The 15,647-nt window shown below is 44.7% G+C and carries 15 protein-coding genes; 9 read left to right on the forward strand and 6 right to left on the reverse strand.

Translation table 11 applies throughout. The features are described 5' to 3' along the window. Positions 1-24: 24 nt before the first annotated feature. Positions 25-1,056, reverse strand: coding sequence for a FemAB family XrtA/PEP-CTERM system-associated protein (locus tag AC20MK_RS10690; protein ID WP_487355789.1), 1,032 nt, complete (start codon positions 1,054-1,056; stop codon positions 25-27). After that, the gene (locus AC20MK_RS10695) at positions 1,046-2,473 is read right to left on the reverse strand and encodes a polysaccharide deacetylase family protein (RefSeq protein WP_487355790.1); all 1,428 of its coding nucleotides are present in this window, start codon (positions 2,471-2,473) and stop codon (positions 1,046-1,048) included. Before AC20MK_RS10695 ends, AC20MK_RS10690 begins: the two co-directional genes overlap by 11 nt. Here AC20MK_RS10695 and AC20MK_RS10700 point away from each other — a divergent pair. Both AC20MK_RS10700 and AC20MK_RS10705 read left to right on the forward strand, forming a co-directional pair. After that, a complete protein-coding gene (locus AC20MK_RS10700) occupies positions 2,465-2,782 on the forward strand; it encodes a hypothetical protein (protein WP_487355791.1) in 318 nt (105 codons plus the stop codon). The two genes, AC20MK_RS10695 and AC20MK_RS10700, sit on opposite strands and share 9 nt — an antisense overlap. 35 nt (positions 2,783-2,817) lie before the next feature. Continuing rightward, a complete protein-coding gene (locus tag AC20MK_RS10705) occupies positions 2,818-3,339 on the forward strand; it encodes a metal-dependent hydrolase (protein WP_487355792.1) in 522 nt (173 codons plus the stop codon). A gap of 216 nt (positions 3,340-3,555) precedes the next feature. On the opposite strand, the gene AC20MK_RS10710 is transcribed toward AC20MK_RS10705, so the two are convergent. Beyond that, a complete protein-coding gene (locus tag AC20MK_RS10710) occupies positions 3,556-5,103 on the reverse strand; it encodes a glycosyltransferase family 2 protein (protein WP_487355793.1) in 1,548 nt (515 codons plus the stop codon). A 414-nt stretch (positions 5,104-5,517) separates the two neighbouring features. Between AC20MK_RS10710 and AC20MK_RS10715 the strand changes: the two genes are divergently transcribed. The 4 genes from AC20MK_RS10715 (at position 5,518) to AC20MK_RS10730 (ending at position 9,089) form a co-directional block, all read left to right on the forward strand. Next, the gene (locus AC20MK_RS10715) at positions 5,518-5,850 is read left to right on the forward strand and encodes a hypothetical protein (protein ID WP_487355794.1); all 333 of its coding nucleotides are present in this window, start codon (positions 5,518-5,520) and stop codon (positions 5,848-5,850) included. Then, positions 5,847-6,674: a TIM barrel protein gene (locus AC20MK_RS10720; protein WP_487355795.1), complete on the forward strand. Its 828-nt coding sequence runs from the start codon at positions 5,847-5,849 to the stop codon at positions 6,672-6,674. Before AC20MK_RS10715 ends, AC20MK_RS10720 begins: the two co-directional genes overlap by 4 nt. Positions 6,675-6,838: 164 nt before the next feature. Continuing rightward, positions 6,839-8,713 carry a TIGR04279 domain-containing protein gene (locus AC20MK_RS10725; RefSeq protein WP_487355796.1) on the forward strand — a complete coding sequence of 625 codons (1,875 nt, stop codon included), beginning with the start codon at positions 6,839-6,841 and terminating at the stop codon, positions 8,711-8,713. Positions 8,714-8,837: 124 nt separating this feature from the next. Further along, positions 8,838-9,089 carry a hypothetical protein gene (locus AC20MK_RS10730; protein ID WP_487355797.1) on the forward strand — a complete coding sequence of 84 codons (252 nt, stop codon included), beginning with the start codon at positions 8,838-8,840 and terminating at the stop codon, positions 9,087-9,089. Positions 9,090-9,379: 290 nt separating this feature from the next. On the opposite strand, the gene AC20MK_RS10735 is transcribed toward AC20MK_RS10730, so the two are convergent. Together AC20MK_RS10735 and AC20MK_RS10740 are read right to left on the reverse strand one after the other, a co-directional pair. Continuing rightward, complete coding sequence (locus AC20MK_RS10735) at positions 9,380-10,207, reverse strand: CPBP family intramembrane glutamic endopeptidase (RefSeq protein WP_487355798.1); 828 nt, start codon at positions 10,205-10,207, stop codon at positions 9,380-9,382. Between the two features lies 1 nt (position 10,208). Beyond that, positions 10,209-11,093, reverse strand: a complete 885-nt coding sequence (locus tag AC20MK_RS10740; protein ID WP_487355799.1) for a DUF1616 domain-containing protein — start codon at positions 11,091-11,093, stop codon at positions 10,209-10,211. A 281-nt stretch (positions 11,094-11,374) separates the two neighbouring features. Between AC20MK_RS10740 and AC20MK_RS10745 the strand changes: the two genes are divergently transcribed. After that, positions 11,375-12,694, forward strand: coding sequence for a PGF-pre-PGF domain-containing protein (locus AC20MK_RS10745; RefSeq protein ID WP_487355800.1), 1,320 nt, complete (start codon positions 11,375-11,377; stop codon positions 12,692-12,694). A 239-nt stretch (positions 12,695-12,933) separates the two neighbouring features. Here the strand turns inward: AC20MK_RS10745 and AC20MK_RS10750 are convergent, their stop codons facing one another. Then, positions 12,934-13,503, reverse strand: a complete 570-nt coding sequence (locus AC20MK_RS10750) for a GMP synthase subunit A (RefSeq protein ID WP_487355801.1) — start codon at positions 13,501-13,503, stop codon at positions 12,934-12,936. 180 nt (positions 13,504-13,683) lie between these two features. Here AC20MK_RS10750 and AC20MK_RS10755 point away from each other — a divergent pair, with 180 nt between their 5' ends. Beyond that, entirely contained in the window at positions 13,684-14,481 is a 798-nt protein-coding gene (locus tag AC20MK_RS10755) for a 2-amino-3,7-dideoxy-D-threo-hept-6-ulosonate synthase (protein WP_487355802.1), read from the forward strand. Positions 14,482-14,502: 21 nt separating this feature from the next. Continuing rightward, positions 14,503-15,645 carry a 3-dehydroquinate synthase II gene (locus AC20MK_RS10760; RefSeq protein ID WP_487355803.1) on the forward strand — a complete coding sequence of 381 codons (1,143 nt, stop codon included), beginning with the start codon at positions 14,503-14,505 and terminating at the stop codon, positions 15,643-15,645. The last annotated feature ends 2 nt before the right edge of the window (positions 15,646-15,647 follow it).

Below are 15,647 nucleotides of genomic sequence, written 5' to 3' on the forward strand. Positions count from 1 at the left end.
AAAGGACTTCAGTTTTATCATGCATCATGGTACCTCCCTCCTAATGATTGGACCAACTTTGTTTGCCAAAGATAAGGGTAATTTAGTCCATATTTTTGCGAATTTGCCATATTTATCATGTGGTGAAATTATCTTTGATGGCGGATAACAATAACAATTCAATGGAATCTCATTACAACCCCACCGAGTTTTGAATGCCTGATTACCGGAATTGTTCAAACTTCTACCAAAATCAACCCACAATATATCGTTTTCAGATGCTTGTTTTACACAATTCCAGTACATGAAATCATTAGGTGCAAATTTAAAATATTCAGACAGCGATGCACCCCATCCAGTAATTAATGTATCTTTGAATGTTAGTAGATAGAAAGCAGATACTGGAAGATTACCTAAATTTGCTCTTGAAATGAAGGTATTATCTGGAAATTGTTTAAGAATATTTTCAAAAAAAGTGTGACTATGAGCCGGCGTGCCCAGACGCTTCATACTCTTAGCATATATTTCATAGAATGTGGATATTGAATCTAAATTTGAATCAATTTCATATTCTAAATTGCTTTTTTCCCCTTTTCTTATTCTGTTTCTAACATTTCTGTTCATATTATTCCAGATATGTTCATGTCCTTTTGAAATATCTAGAAGAAATGTAGAACAATTTATTGTAGAACTAATATTTTGATGAGTATTATTTTCTTTCAAACATCGAAACTCGCAATAATCCACACCCAATTTGTTTCCAAGATCAATTGCTTCATCAATTAATGCCTTTTCAACAAGTTCATCAGCAGTGCAAGCTCCGCCATAAGGAGAAAATGCAACAGATACAAAGTGTTTTCCAAAAAAGAGATTGTTAGTATAAAATAATGGGAAAATACCAGCAATTTCTCCGGTCTCGTTTTCAGCAAACAAATAATAAGGTTTATGGGAATAAGTTTCTTGGATTACATTTTTCCATCCAGTTTGATGATAAAATGTAGTGCTGTCATTTTCCATGACAAATTCGTCCCACCTCATTTCATCTTTAGGCTTCAATTGTTTTATCTCAATTTCCATAATAATCACCTAAAGCATCCCCTAAAGGGACTTTATTGACATCGCTCATCTTTTTTAATAAATAGCGGATCCTTTTTTCAATAATATCCCCTTTTAGCATCCAGTATAAAGGTCTTCCTTTCCCAATACATGGAAATTTTTCATCTGAGATATCAATAGGATGAAAATAAAACACCGTATGTCCCCTTTTCAAACTCTGCTTCAGCCCTTTCAAGATCATACGGGCACCCAAAAACCTCAGCATTGGTCCGCCAGATGTGGGGATCTTTATACCCATATCATAATAAGCCCACGGGAACTCAACAAAATTCCCGTTCCTGGCAGGCTCTAGGCTGTCTGCAGCTGGATGATAAGGAACAGAGGAAACACCATTCAAAGAAGAATCAGTTTTATTATACAGAGAATTGACACACACTGATGAATCATACTTAAAACCAATTTTTTCAAGTGATTTGAGCATCTGTCCAGTCACTATTGCATTCGGTGCCCGGTAACCAATTACTTCTTTTCCGGATATTTTTTCAAGTATTTCCTTTGCCTCCAAGGTACTTGTCTCAAATTCTTCAATGGTCATCAGGGATTCTTTTGTTCTTGGATCGAACTTGCATGAATGATTCGCACCATGGCATCCAATTTCATGCCCCCTTGCACATATGGATTCGATCAGACCAGGATAATGCTCTCCAATATCCGCAACAACAAAGAACGTGGCAGTTACGTTAAATTCATCAAGAAGATCCAGTATTCTTCCTGTAGGCTCACTCAGGTAATCATATCTATCATTCCAGTTCTCAAAAAATTCGTTTACATCTTTGTAAACCGAAAAACGGGACCCACAAACCGATGGGATATGATACCAATCTTCAAGGTCAACTGTAACTGATAAACTACTATTTCCTACCTTCTGATTAGGATGGAACACATCACGGGATTGCATCAAGCCCTTTTTTACAAGATTAACTGCAATATCTAGTGAATAATATAAGCTCCACTCAACAATACTTAAAGACCATCTTTCCGGATGTGTTAGGATATAAAAGTTATTAAATTCATTATTCTCGATCAATTCAATAAGATCATCAGTCGTATCAGCTAAGATATGTTCTGTTTTATTGGGAATATAATCTCTCATACTATTCACAAGAGTCCAGGACCTTCCGGTATCAGAGAAATAGTTGAGATCCTTATCCACAGATAAATAAGCTTCCCCGGTTATACCAAGATCCTTGAAATTGTAGGATTTCCAGAGATCTCGATTATCATATTTTGAAAGGGGTCTACCGTGCATGCAGATGGTTCTAACGTTGGCGATCTTCCTGAACTCATCCAAATGAGATTGGAATAGTTCGACCCCCTTTTTCGGGTCGCCATTTGCCTCGCTTAATGTCTCGTAGTGGTAACCGACCTCATGACCCATTTCCTCGATCCCTTGTATGATCTCGGGCTTGAACACGCTTTTGATCGATCTGAAATAGTATGTTGCCTTGATGCCCAATTCATGCTCGATCCGCGCGGTTTCCAGTGCGTTTCCTGGCATCCTGTCAACATCATGGCGCATCAGCACGAACCTGGCAGGATGCTCCTTATCCATGTATTCTGCCATTGTAATCGTTGGATAGTTATCAGCTATTGCCTCACAGAGACGGCGAAACTTATGGATCGTGAAATCATGGCCATCAATACTCAGCATCAGATATCACCACACTGCAATCTCTCACGAATGTGAAGTTTTTTAAGTGTATGACCCCTACTAGAGTCACAATGTTCATCCTTGGCCATATAGGAGTCACGCTCGCCGTATTCTTCCTTGTGAGCCTTGCGATTCCGTCTATCAGACGTCATCTTGATTACCGGTTCATTGCACTGGGAGCCCTGCTGCCGGACCTGATCGATAAGCCCATAGGCAGGATACTGTTTGCGGAGTCGTTGGCCAGCGGGCGGCTGGTTGCACATACGCTTGTATTTGTTATCGTTACGTTCTTTGTGGGTTATGCGCTCTACCGACAGCGGGGAGAGAGTCGTGTGGTCCAGATAGCAGGGGCCTGCGGCCTGCATCTTGTGGAGGACCGTATGTGGACGAGTCCTGTCACGCTTCTCTGGCCGATGCTGGGCTGGGAGTTCCCTGAAGGGAGCAATTATGGGAGTTTTCGGGATTATCTGTTGCATATTACCACGCTCTCTTATGTGCCTGAATTTTCGTATGGGTTCGTTGCCGAGCTTTTCGGATGGCTGGTCCTTGGGGTTATTTTCGTGCGCTACTGGCGAACCCTGCGGGCCCACTAATCGTTATTCTGTATGTTGATCTGTCTGTGATATGTGGCCGGTTCTGGGGATGGGAGTTTCCGCATGGATCAGTTAGGGGGTTTTCGCATTATCTGTCGGTAGTTACCACGAACAGTTTTCACCTGAGCTCTCGAACAAGTACATGTTTGAACTTGCAGTGTTCATCGTAGTGATAGACTGGTAGCTCTTCCGGATCATTGTACCCCGCACGACCGATCAGGATTCATAACATGTTTTCTCGGAGTATCGCATGCCCTTGTCCGATTCCTGCATATCGAAGAACATCGCAAACAGGAGGAATTGCACACCTGAAAGGAACATCACTGCATCCAGCAGAACATAGTTCATCTGGACTGCGAAGCCCCCCAGGGCTGCAATGACCAGGGACAGACCAAAGACCACTCCAAAAGGTATCAGGAGCATCGACAGTATATAGAACAATACCAGGGGATGGAAACTCATCACCATGTATTTTGTCTTAAGTCTCCAGAGGAAGCTCTTGAACAGCATCGCAGACACCTTCACCATGTACGGACTGTACCTGATGGTGGACTTCTCCTCGCCATATCGCGAAGGCATGGTAATGTCCTTGGTCTTAAAACCAAAGGCATTCAGCCTCACGAGCATATGATTGCAATAACCGTAATAAGTGTAAACATCATCTAGCCCGATACCGATAAGGGCATCCTTTGAGATGGCAGTATAACCGTTCTGAGGGTCCATGATGTGCCAGTAGCCACTGCCGATCTTTGTCAGAATGGTCAGCACTGCATTACCGACCTTACGCCACTTGCTCATCCCTATGTGGTATTCTATATCCATCAGACGATTGCCCTTGGTATAATCGGCCCTGCCCTCGATGATAGGGATAATAAGCTTGTACAACTGATCAGGGTTCATCTGGTCGTCGCCGGCCATCACGGCCACAACATCCATATTCTCCCTCAATGCCTTCTTGTAGCCATTGATAAGGGCAGCACCCACGCCTTTATTGGTCTCGTGTGTTATCACGAACACCCTAGGGTCGTCCAGTGTCTCGATGACCTGTGCAGTATTATCGGTACTCGCATCATTTATCACATAGATACGGTCAACATACTGGGGAATACCTGCAATTGTGGCCTTGATAAGCTTCTCTTCATTGTACGCAGGCACTACCACACCTATGCGTTTGCTTGCCAACAACTCCCTCTTGACCGGATCGATTATCTTGATAGGCACTTCACGCACAATAAAACCGGACTTGATGGCATCATCGATCAGCTCCATCTCAATACCATCACCGGCCTTTGTGAACTTGAAAACATCGAGCGTCTTTGAAGAATATGCACGGAACCCGCTGTCCTTGATAAGCCGGGCTTCGCTTGCAGCCTCCACATTCTCGAAATTAGTATCAATACCAATGCCTGATGAAGTAACATAAGCACCATTCACAACATCTGCATCTTTTGAGAGCACAGGGTTCAATATTGCAGGGATATCATCAGGATTGTGAAAACCGTTCGCATAGATGGTCACAAGCACAGTAGGGTTCAGTTTCTTCGCGGCTTCAAAAGCAGTTGCCAGTGCAGCAGATTTACCCAAATTGCCGCCATGCCTGATCACCCGTGCACCCATATTAGTAGCAATATGGGCCGTAGCATCGCTACTACCATCATCAACAAGAATTACATGGTCTACATAATGCTTCGTCCTTTTAATGATGTTCTTGATATGAACCTCAGCATTATACGCAGGAATGGCTGCCACTACGGTCATTGCCATACCTCATGCTCATTTTTTGGATAAGTATGAATTATAATTATATTAGTAAATACAAATTTGCACATCACCAAACCACCTCACCAGTAGAGAACAATGAGATGCACAATATATAAATGTGACTATTGATAGTGCAAGCTAGATCCAATGAATTGAAAGGTACTGCCGCACAATGCCGATTATGAAATACACAATTTTAATAAATGGATTACACATAAACACAAACGATATATAATAATTATCATAAGTCAGCCATCTATGCAAAAATATTATGCAACAACAGAGCCAATTCGATGTTAAATATAAAAAAGACCTGATATACACAAACCCCCATATCCCCCACAATCCCACATACACAACGATACACATCCCCAAAAAAAAGACACGATTTTATATCAGTCTGCCATACAATAATTCATGGGACGAGAATTTTCAGACAGGGATAAAGAGATCTTCAACAAGCTTGCACCTGAGAACGGCGGTACGCACATGTCCCCCATGGGACACCCCTATCCGTTCATATTGAGGCCGATATCCCACAAGTTCGTGGAGGACGCAGACGATTTCAGGGAAAGACTTGAAAGACTTAACGGGGAAGAGCTTGACTACCTTGTAGGGCTTGCCCTGGAAGGGGAAGAGGACATAAGGTCCCTTGAGGATGAGGACGTGGACACGTTCTTCGAGCTTGTGGAAGAGAAGGTCTCAAAGGAGAGGGCAAAGGAGCTGCGCCTCCATTTGGGGATGGCATGAAGCAACTGCTCTTCGGGACCGCAGGGTCCCCCTTAAGCTCAAAGAAGAAAGGCTCCATTGATGGGATCAGGCGTGTAGCCGAGCTTGGGCTTGACTGTATGGAACTGGAGTTCGTGCGGGGGGTCCGCATGAAAGAGGAGACCGCTGCAGATGTCCGGCAGACAGCAGGGGAAGAGAACGTGGCCCTCAGTGTGCACGCCCCTTATTACATCAACCTCAACTCTGCCGAAGCAGAGAAGATCGAGGCCAGTATAGAGCGGATCTATCAGTCTGCACGCATAGGTGCCCTCTGCGGAGCATCATCCATCGTTTTCCACCCTGCCTACTATCAGGGCCAGAGCAGCGAAAAGGTCATGGAGAAGGTCACCGGGCTGCTCGAAGCTCTTACTTCAAGGCTAACTGATGAGGGCATCGATGTAGTGCTTCGCCCGGAGACCACCGGCAAAGCCACACAGTTCGGCGATCTGGAGGAGACCCTGATGATGGCATCAGCCATCGAGGGGGTAATGCCCTGCATAGACTTCTCCCATCTGCACGCACGCAGCTGCGGAGAGTATAATACCATGGAAGAGTTCAGAAGCGTCTTTGAGAGCGTGGAAAATACCCTGGGAAGGGGTGGCCTGGATAACATGCATTGCCATGTCTCAGGTATAGCCTATTCAGAGAAGGGGGAGAAGAACCACCTGGTGCTTAGTGAGTCGGACCTTAACTATATGGACCTCATGGCAGTGTTCCAGGAATTCCACATAAAAGGGCTTGTGATATGTGAAAGCCCGAACCTTGAAGAGGATGCCCTTCTTTTGAAAAGCACCTTCATAAACTGAGATCCATAGAAATGGTGGCCAAAAGATAGATGGACCTTTATGAGAATTTAAGAATTTTCCAGTCGAAACCATTATTTACTAACAGAACGGAACTTGAACATAAGAAGATTTTATGAAAGTAAGTTCTGTGGCACAAAGCAGAACATTTCAAAAAGGTGGTACTTATGAGCAGATTATGCACTGGAATAACGTTAGTTTTAGCCCTATTGATCACATTCTCATTCATGACAGTGGCATCTGCAGATACCATGAATGACGAATACATAATGGAAATAAGCATTGATGAGAACCACGTCAGTTTTGCCGATCATGATGGCACGGCAGAAGGCAACTGGATCGCCTTAAGCGGCGGAAATAGCTTCAAGATACCCGAGCCATTCACATGCACCTACAACGGCGTAAGCAGTAAGAACGCCATGATAAAAGGAAGGAACGTCACGGTCGAGCTCAACGTGGAAGATAATAAGGACCACGTAATGACCTACCCCTACGGCACCCACCAGATGTACGTGGCAAAGGACGGAATGAACGATGTATCCTTCACATTCCACGGCTCTGACCACTTCGCTGACAGAGAAGTGGACGTATATCTTTACAACTCATCCATAGTCGACCTGAAACACATCTGTGAGGACCTCATGGAAGGAGATACAACAAGTGCCCAGGCCCTCTATGACAACTCCCGGGAAGACGAAGCTGTCCTTGATGCCAACGGGGACATGTCAATGACATACACAGACATGGAAGCCGGCTGCTACTCGATAATGATCATCCTCACCGATGACATCACCGAGGAGAACATAATGCTCTCCGTCACCGCCTTCGAGGTCCTCGACTACGAGGCCGACCTGAAGACCACACGCAACAGCAATAACGTTCAGCTCGACATCAGCATGGAAGATGCACCCGATGAGACCTACTACTACGGTGCGATCCTCATAAAGGAAAGCGCATACACCACCGATGTCCGTGTGGAGTTCGATGGTACCCAGAAAGGATTCGACATGCTCATTAACGCTGATCGCATAATAGAGGGATTCGACCTTGTCGGCATTTCCAAGGAAGATATTGACGGTGAAGAATTAGAGGAATGCCTCATCGACATCTTCGGTGCTGACAACATATCCATAGTCTGTGAAGAGGTAGATGGCAACAATGCAACATTATATGCAGACACCACGGGCCTTTCCGAAGGAGATTATCTGGTGTTCGCAGGAGTTACCTCCGGCTACGACATGGTGGCCTTTGAACAGGATGAGATGTACATCACCAGCGTAGGGATGGGACTCTCCGGAGGTCCGGACGAGGAGATACCTGTCAATGATACGAGGAACGGCATACGCTTGCGCATTGGTATGAACCAGACCTTAATAGACGGCCTGGTCCTGATAGAGAAAAAGACAACATTGCCAGATGACGTCACTACGCCACCGTTCAACACCCCCTTAGGCTTCGTCAAATTCACAGAGAACGACAATCTCAGCCAGACAATGGAGTACGCCTACATCTACCTGGACTACGAGGACAGTGAGCTGAACGGACTGGCTGAAACTGACCTGAGGATCTACTGGTATAACGAGAACAGCAACGCCTGGGTATATCTGGAAGGACCTGGAAACCCCTCATTCTGCCTTGAGACCGGCCAGAACACCACAGAGAATTACATCTGGGCCAAAGTGACCCACTTCTCCACATACGCCCTTGGCGGAGATGTGATAGAAACTGAGGCTCCTGCAAAGACCAAGGACTCTGGAAGAAGTGGAGGCGGTGGTTTTATGAGTGCAATAGGGGATCTGTTCAACCCTGAAGAAACAGATGAGGATATCATCGAAGAAACGAACGATGAAATGCTCACCAAGGAACCAGCATTCGACATCCCTGAAGTCATTCCATCAAAGAACCCCAAGGACAATATGTACGTAACAAGCCCCAAGGACAATATATACGTAACAAAGAACCCCGGTACAATTGTAGCCACAATTGTAACTGCAATAATACTCGGAATGTTCATGGTTATTAGAAGAAGGAGAGATGACTGAGGCCAGAAGAGATTATCTCTTCTAGCCCCATTCCCAATACGAACTTTAAAGATAAAGATCAGATGTCAACAAGTATATATAACATACAACCAGATATGAAAATGGTGAAGGGAGACGGTATAAAATGCTTACAAGTATAATTTCAACTACAAGCGCAGCATCATCTACTGCGTTATCAATGACAACAGGAATAGGTTTACCCGAGTACGGAGTACTTGCGGTGGTAACACTTATATTTTTACTCTCTGCAAAAGAGATACTATCAGCATCCAATTACTGGAAGAAGTCAGTTTGTGCATCTCTTGACATGACCATATTCCCATTATTGGTTGTTTTTGCAGGAATTGTCATCTTCAAAGTTGCAGAGATCATCTGAATCTGATCGAAGTGAAAAAACCTTCGATCGTATTTTCTTTTTTAATTTGACCTACACCTTTTGAACTGATGTTGTATTGGCCCTGCACCTCGATTTGCACTGTTCTGTATCAATGGATTTGGCCCCCCCATCAAAATTGAGCCGACAACCGAATTTAATCACACCCAAAACTATCATGCCAAGATGAACAATTGTGAATATCAGTTTGCAGCATGTTAAAATAGATCACCCGAGGCACAGAACCCTCCATACCATTTCTGCCTTTGCCCCAAATACTCACGTTTACGGATTCATGCCAGATGAGGCAGAACCCCGAAAAGGAACACATTGATAAAACCGTGAGTGACACTCACAAGGAAAAGACTTCTGCTTTTCTGATACATTGATCCAAGCAACAGACCTGCAAAAGCAGTGAAAATGATCTCATAGGGAGTGCCATATCCGGAGTGCATAATTCCGAAAAGGATACTTGCAAGGAAAAGCCCACGATAATTACCGATCATTTCCTGTAGTTTCGTTTGCAATATTGACCTGAAAATGATCTCTTCAAAAAAACCTACAAAAAGGACCATCACCAGTGAGAGCTTGAGCAAGTTGAAAAATGAAAGGTCAGGAATAAGATATGCAGGTTTGATGATCGTGAACTCACCCAATGCAATGCCCAGACCTACTAATAGAGCAACAGGAATTTCATAATAATTTATAGCTTTCCTCAGCCCCAGATACCCCCAATCAAGCCCCTGGTCCTTCACCAGAACATAGATAGGTATCAAAAGAGGGGCATAGATGAACACATAAGAGTATAATGTCAGCTCAAAGAACACCGGCATCGAAAGGTTCAATATACGCAACAGGGAAAGCAGAATGAAAGCGCGTAATAAATACTGCTTATCCACATCATCGATCAAAATGGTCGATAAGGTCAGGACCACCAGCAAAATGATATGCACCAATGTAGAGAACTTTGTATACCCCAGGAACAACGAAAGCTCGGCCAGGATTATTACCAGGGAAGGGATAATGATCGTTAAAAGGTCCATATTGAGAGCATTTTTGCCACTGATCTTCTGAAGGACATCGCCCTCACCAATAGATACAAACTCGTCATCTGACCCCATGTTAGTCCTCCATAACATCGATCCAGAGATGAAGGTCCCTATATGGAACCGTCATATTACCATCTTTATAGAGCAGGAACTGCAATTTCATATCCTCACCGAGGATCTCCGGCGTAAATGAAACCTCCTTTTCCCAGGTCTCATTATGCCCAAGGCTCAGGTAAAGCATTTCATGCTCCACAGAGGATGAAACGTCCTCAAGCAATAGCTCCATGGAATAATTGGTGACCTCATACTCATGGTTCACAACACCAACGATCACAGTACCACTTTGCCCCAAAGTGAAATTAGTAGGGTAGCCATCAGCCATACCATCCATACCAAGGATATAGAACTCGGTGAACTTCTCACCCTCCTTTGGTGTCACCACCACGTAAGCAAGGGTCACTATCGAAGCGATTATGGACAGCACAAGGATGATAGAAAGTATCCTGTCAAGCCTGTTGTCCGGCTTTTTTGACAGCTCCTCCCTCAAGGAAAGATAGGCAGCACTAAACGGAACGCTGAACTCCTCACCCTCTGGCAAGACACGCCTTCTAAGCACTGCCACTATGCACATTGCAATAGTAAAAAATGACAGAGACACTAGGATGGGTAACAATCTGATACCCCAGGGAGTATAATTAAGGCCAAGCCCGATAAGAGGCACCACAGCAATGCTCAGACCAAAACTAAGTGCCACCCTCTCGATACCGTCAAGGTCATCCTTCTTTGGGAAAAGAGCTGCAATGAGTGCATATCCCGGCAGGAAAAGAACCATGGGCAAACCCAGTATAGTACGTATGGCAGTATCGCTCAATTGTGGCAGCAGTATGAAAACACATGTCAGTAATACCAGTGCAACAACGATAATTATATCAGTTGGAATATTATTCCTATTACCCATCTCAATTTCTCTTTAATGTTAATAATATAGATTCACTACATCCTATTCATAATTTATAAACATGTTTAAAGGACATACCACAGTATCTAAGATATAACATATATATAAAAATATATCCTAATGTATATCTTACATGATTTTTTTACAGATGTTAGAAATCCTTAAGTATATTGTAATGAACTCAAATAAAAGGAAATATACTTAAAATAGTTTAAAAGCAAAATACTTGAACATTACCTGCAATATCCAATAACTCATAAAATTATCAACTGGTGGTACATATGACCAATAAAACAAAAATATGCTTACTTGTGTGCATCACACTAAGCCTTTTCTTATTGATCCCTTCCGCAGGTGCTTTCGAGATAACGCCCATGCACCCGACAGTTGGCGAAGAGATCATAGTGACAGGAGACTCAACAACAAGCTCGGTACCTGCAAAGATAGTTTTTACTAAGACCGTCCCTGTCGAAGATGGGGAATATCTTTATTATGTTGGCAAGGTTGCCATCCCCGACGGCCCGAACAAATTCATTGTAGAAGCGAGCAATGTTGAGGACCTGGAGGTCAAAACAAAGCTCATGTTCTGGTTTACAGCAGGCCACCCCACTGCGACCGACGGAAAGGCATCCTATTCAATGTCCAACGTTCCCGAAGGGTCATACTCGATAAAACTGACAGGCATAGCCCAGCCTGGCGAAACGACCGTTGATATGAAGATCACCGCAACAAGCGAGATCCCGGTAAAGGAAGGAAGTTACGAATTCAAGTACTCGACCAGTTCCATGCCAGAAGGGGATTTCACACTGACCATCGATGGCGAGACAAAGACCATACAATTGAAACCCCCATCCACCGAGGCAGAACCCTCAAGCGACAGTTCCAGTTCATCCAGTAGTTCCAGTTCAGGTGACAGTTCCGCTGGAAGCAGTGCCGGAACAAGTCCTGACAAAGACGCAAAGAACGTCCTGACAACCGATTTTGCGAACCTGAAGGTAACTAGTGGCACACCTGTAGAACATCATTTTGAACGAACTGCAAATCCTGTTACATACATAAAGTTCACATCCGGCGTGACAGCCAATAGTGTACCTGTCACCATAGAGGTCCTTAAACAAACATCAGAGCTTGTAAAAGAAACCCCTGAAGGAAACATTTACAAGAACCTGAACATATGGGTAGGCTATGCAGGATTCGCGGTCCCAGAGAACATAAAGGACGCAATACTGGAGTTCAATGTAAATACTGAATGGCTTGAAGATAACAACATCGATCCTCAAAAGGTCTTTATGAAACATTACAACTCTGAAACTGATAAATGGGAAACCGTCCCGACGACATATATTGAGACACTTGAAGGTATTGCCTACTATCAGGCAGAACCGGACTCATTCTCACCCTTTGCCATTGTAGGGGTGGAGAACAGGGAAACCCAGAAGAGCATTAATGACCTCGACACAGATACAGAACGATCGTATCAGGAGAATTCAAGCTCGATCAAACAAACAATGGCAAGCTCCAATTTGATCACCCTCATCGCAGGAGTGATAATTCTGACAGGAACATTGATATTATACAGAAAGAGCCATAAAAAAGAGTGAGTCCCACTCTTTTTCTTTTTTCTCATTTTAACATCGAGCGACGATCATAGCATCCTGTAAACGATATCGAGTAGATCCCCTCTTCCCATAACAGGAACATTAACAAGTTTTGCCATGATTGGCAATGCAATTGGAACTCAGGAAGAACTCTACTAGTGCCCATGAACAGAACTTAAATGAAAAGAAAGGCATAAGATCATACAGGCAGAAATGGAAAAATGGTATGAGCCTATTAAAGCTCAGTAATCTTCACAGACCTCAAAGAAGTTCATGAACAACTCTTCCCCTTTATGGGTGTGAGCAACCTCAGGATGCCACTGTACCCCATAGATAGGCCTCTCTTCATGGCGCATTGCCTCGATCTCACAGACATCTGAACGAGCGAGATGAATGAACTCATCAGGAAGCACTGTGACCTCATCCGCATGGGAAGCCCACACAGATGTTCTCGGACCAAGTCCTTTCAGTATATCATCCTCTTCGATCACCTCAATTTCGATGGCTGCGTATCCACCAAGCTCGCCTGCACCGGTCTGTCCGCCAAAGGTCCTGGCTATGAGCTGATGTCCCAGACATATACCAAGAATAGGAATGTCAATGCTCTCCACATATTCCTGACAGAGGCCAACGCGTTCCATTGAAGGACCACCGCTAAGAATGATGCCATCCGGCTCTTCATCAAGGATATCCTCCACGGAAGTGGTGTTGGCCACGATCTTCGTATCCATATCAAGATCACGCACCGTACGATGAATAAGGTGACAGAACTGGCCATAGTTGTTGATAACAAGGATCTTTAATTCTCTCATGATGAAAATCACACCGTTAAGGTCAATACTCGCAATATTGATGAATCTATATTTAAGACTATTCCATATTTCAAAAGGGAACAAATAACAAAGTTTAAATATTAATCCGTGCTACTATGTCACATAGTAACACGGTGAATATACATACCGATATTAACCAAATAACAGAGAGTGATATACATGGCAGAGATAGGAAAAAGGATACGAATTGAAAGAATTATGCACAGAGACAGCAGGAACATGGTCATCATACCAATGGACCACGGTATGTCCGATGGACCTATCAGAGGAGTGATAGACATCGCAGATTCCATCAATAAAGTAGCTGAAGGCGGAGCTAATGCAATCCTCATGCAAAAAGGAATGGTCCAACATGGCCACAGAGGCTACGGCCACGATGTAGGTCTCATAGTCCACATGAGTGCATCCACATCCCTTGGGCCTGACCCCAATGACAAGGTCCTCGTCTGCAAAGTAGAGGAAGCAATGAAAATGGGCGCTGATGCGGTTTCCATCCATGTGAACATAGGATCGGAAACAGAATCAGAGCAGCTCAAGAAGCTCGGTTCCGTTGCAGAACAATGTGACGAATGGGGCATACCCCTACTCTCAATGATGTACCCCAGGGGAAAGAACATAACAGATCCTCATGACCCAGAGATGGTAGCCCATGCAGCAAGAGTAGGTGCAGAGCTCGGGTCCGATGTTATCAAGACCGTCTACACAGGGGACGTGGACAGTTTCAGGGAAGTTGTCAATGGATGTCCCGTACCAGTGGTGATCGCAGGCGGACCAAAAACAGAGACAGACCAGGAATTCCTTGAAATGATCAGCGGAGCCATGGAAGCAGGTGCAAGAGGAGTTGCCATCGGCAGGAACGTATTCCAGCACCCTGACCCCATAAAGATGACAAGGGCAATCACCCAGATAGTCCACCAAAAGACGAGTGTCGAAGAGGCACTACAAACACTTAAATGATAAACTACAATGGCGTATAATATGATGGACAAGACAATTTGGATAAAGGCCGACAAGGGCCACTGGGAAGATCACAAGGACAGAATAACAACAGGACTTGAGTCTGGTGCCAATTGTGTGCTTGTTAACTCCGACGAAGTGGAAAAAGTGAGGGAACTTGGCGACATACAGGTCGCTGCATTTGCCTATGACGACAAGTCCGGTGCTGACATAGTAGTCGTTGGAAAGGGCGGAGAAGGAGACGGAACAAAACCATTGTCACCGGACCCCATCGGTTCCCTGGACATGGTCACTGCGATCCGATTGAAAGAGAAAGGATTGACCGTCGGAGCCTACGTAGTGATACAGAACAAGAAATACGAAGAATTTGCCGCAGAGATAGGCAAAGAATGCGATTTCCTTATCATAGTCGGTACTGACTGGAAGGTCATTCCCCTTGAGAACCTCATTGCCGGACTTCAGGATAGCAATGTGAAGATCATTGCCGGCGTTCGTGACCAGGATGAAGCAAAGCTTGCCCTTGAGACCATGGAACACGGCTCAGAAGGTGTCCTGCTGGACTCCGATGACCCCAGTGCCATAAAGGCCACCGTTGCGGTAGCAGAAAGTTCAGGCATAGAGGACCTTAAGCTTGTTCCCGGAAAGGTCACAAAGGTCGAAGCTGTGGGAATGGGAGACCGCGTCTGTGTGGATACCTGCAACATGATGACCAAAGGCGAGGGAATGCTTGTGGGTTCACAGGCAAGCGGAATGTTCCTGGTGCATTCAGAGTCCGAAGAAAGCCCGTACGTTGCATCCCGCCCGTTCCGCGTCAATGCCGGAGCAGTTCATGCCTATGTGAAAGTGGGAGACAGGACCAGATATCTTTCAGAACTCAGTTCCGGTGACGAGGTCACCATTGTCAATGCCGAGGGAAAACAGCGAACCGGCATTGTGGGCAGGGTCAAGATCGAAAGACGTCCACTCATGCTCGTAGAGGCCGAAGTTAATGGAGAGATCATAAAGAACATCCTCCAGAACGCCGAGACCATCAAACTGGTGGACATAAACGGAGAACCCATCTCTGTGGCCGACCTGAAACCCGGAGATGAGGTAATGGTCTACTATGAAGGCGGAGCAAGGCATTTCGGAATGAAGGTAGAAGAAACGATAATCGAGAAATAAGA

The sequence above is a fragment of the Methanococcoides sp. DA23 genome, from assembly GCF_057593895.1.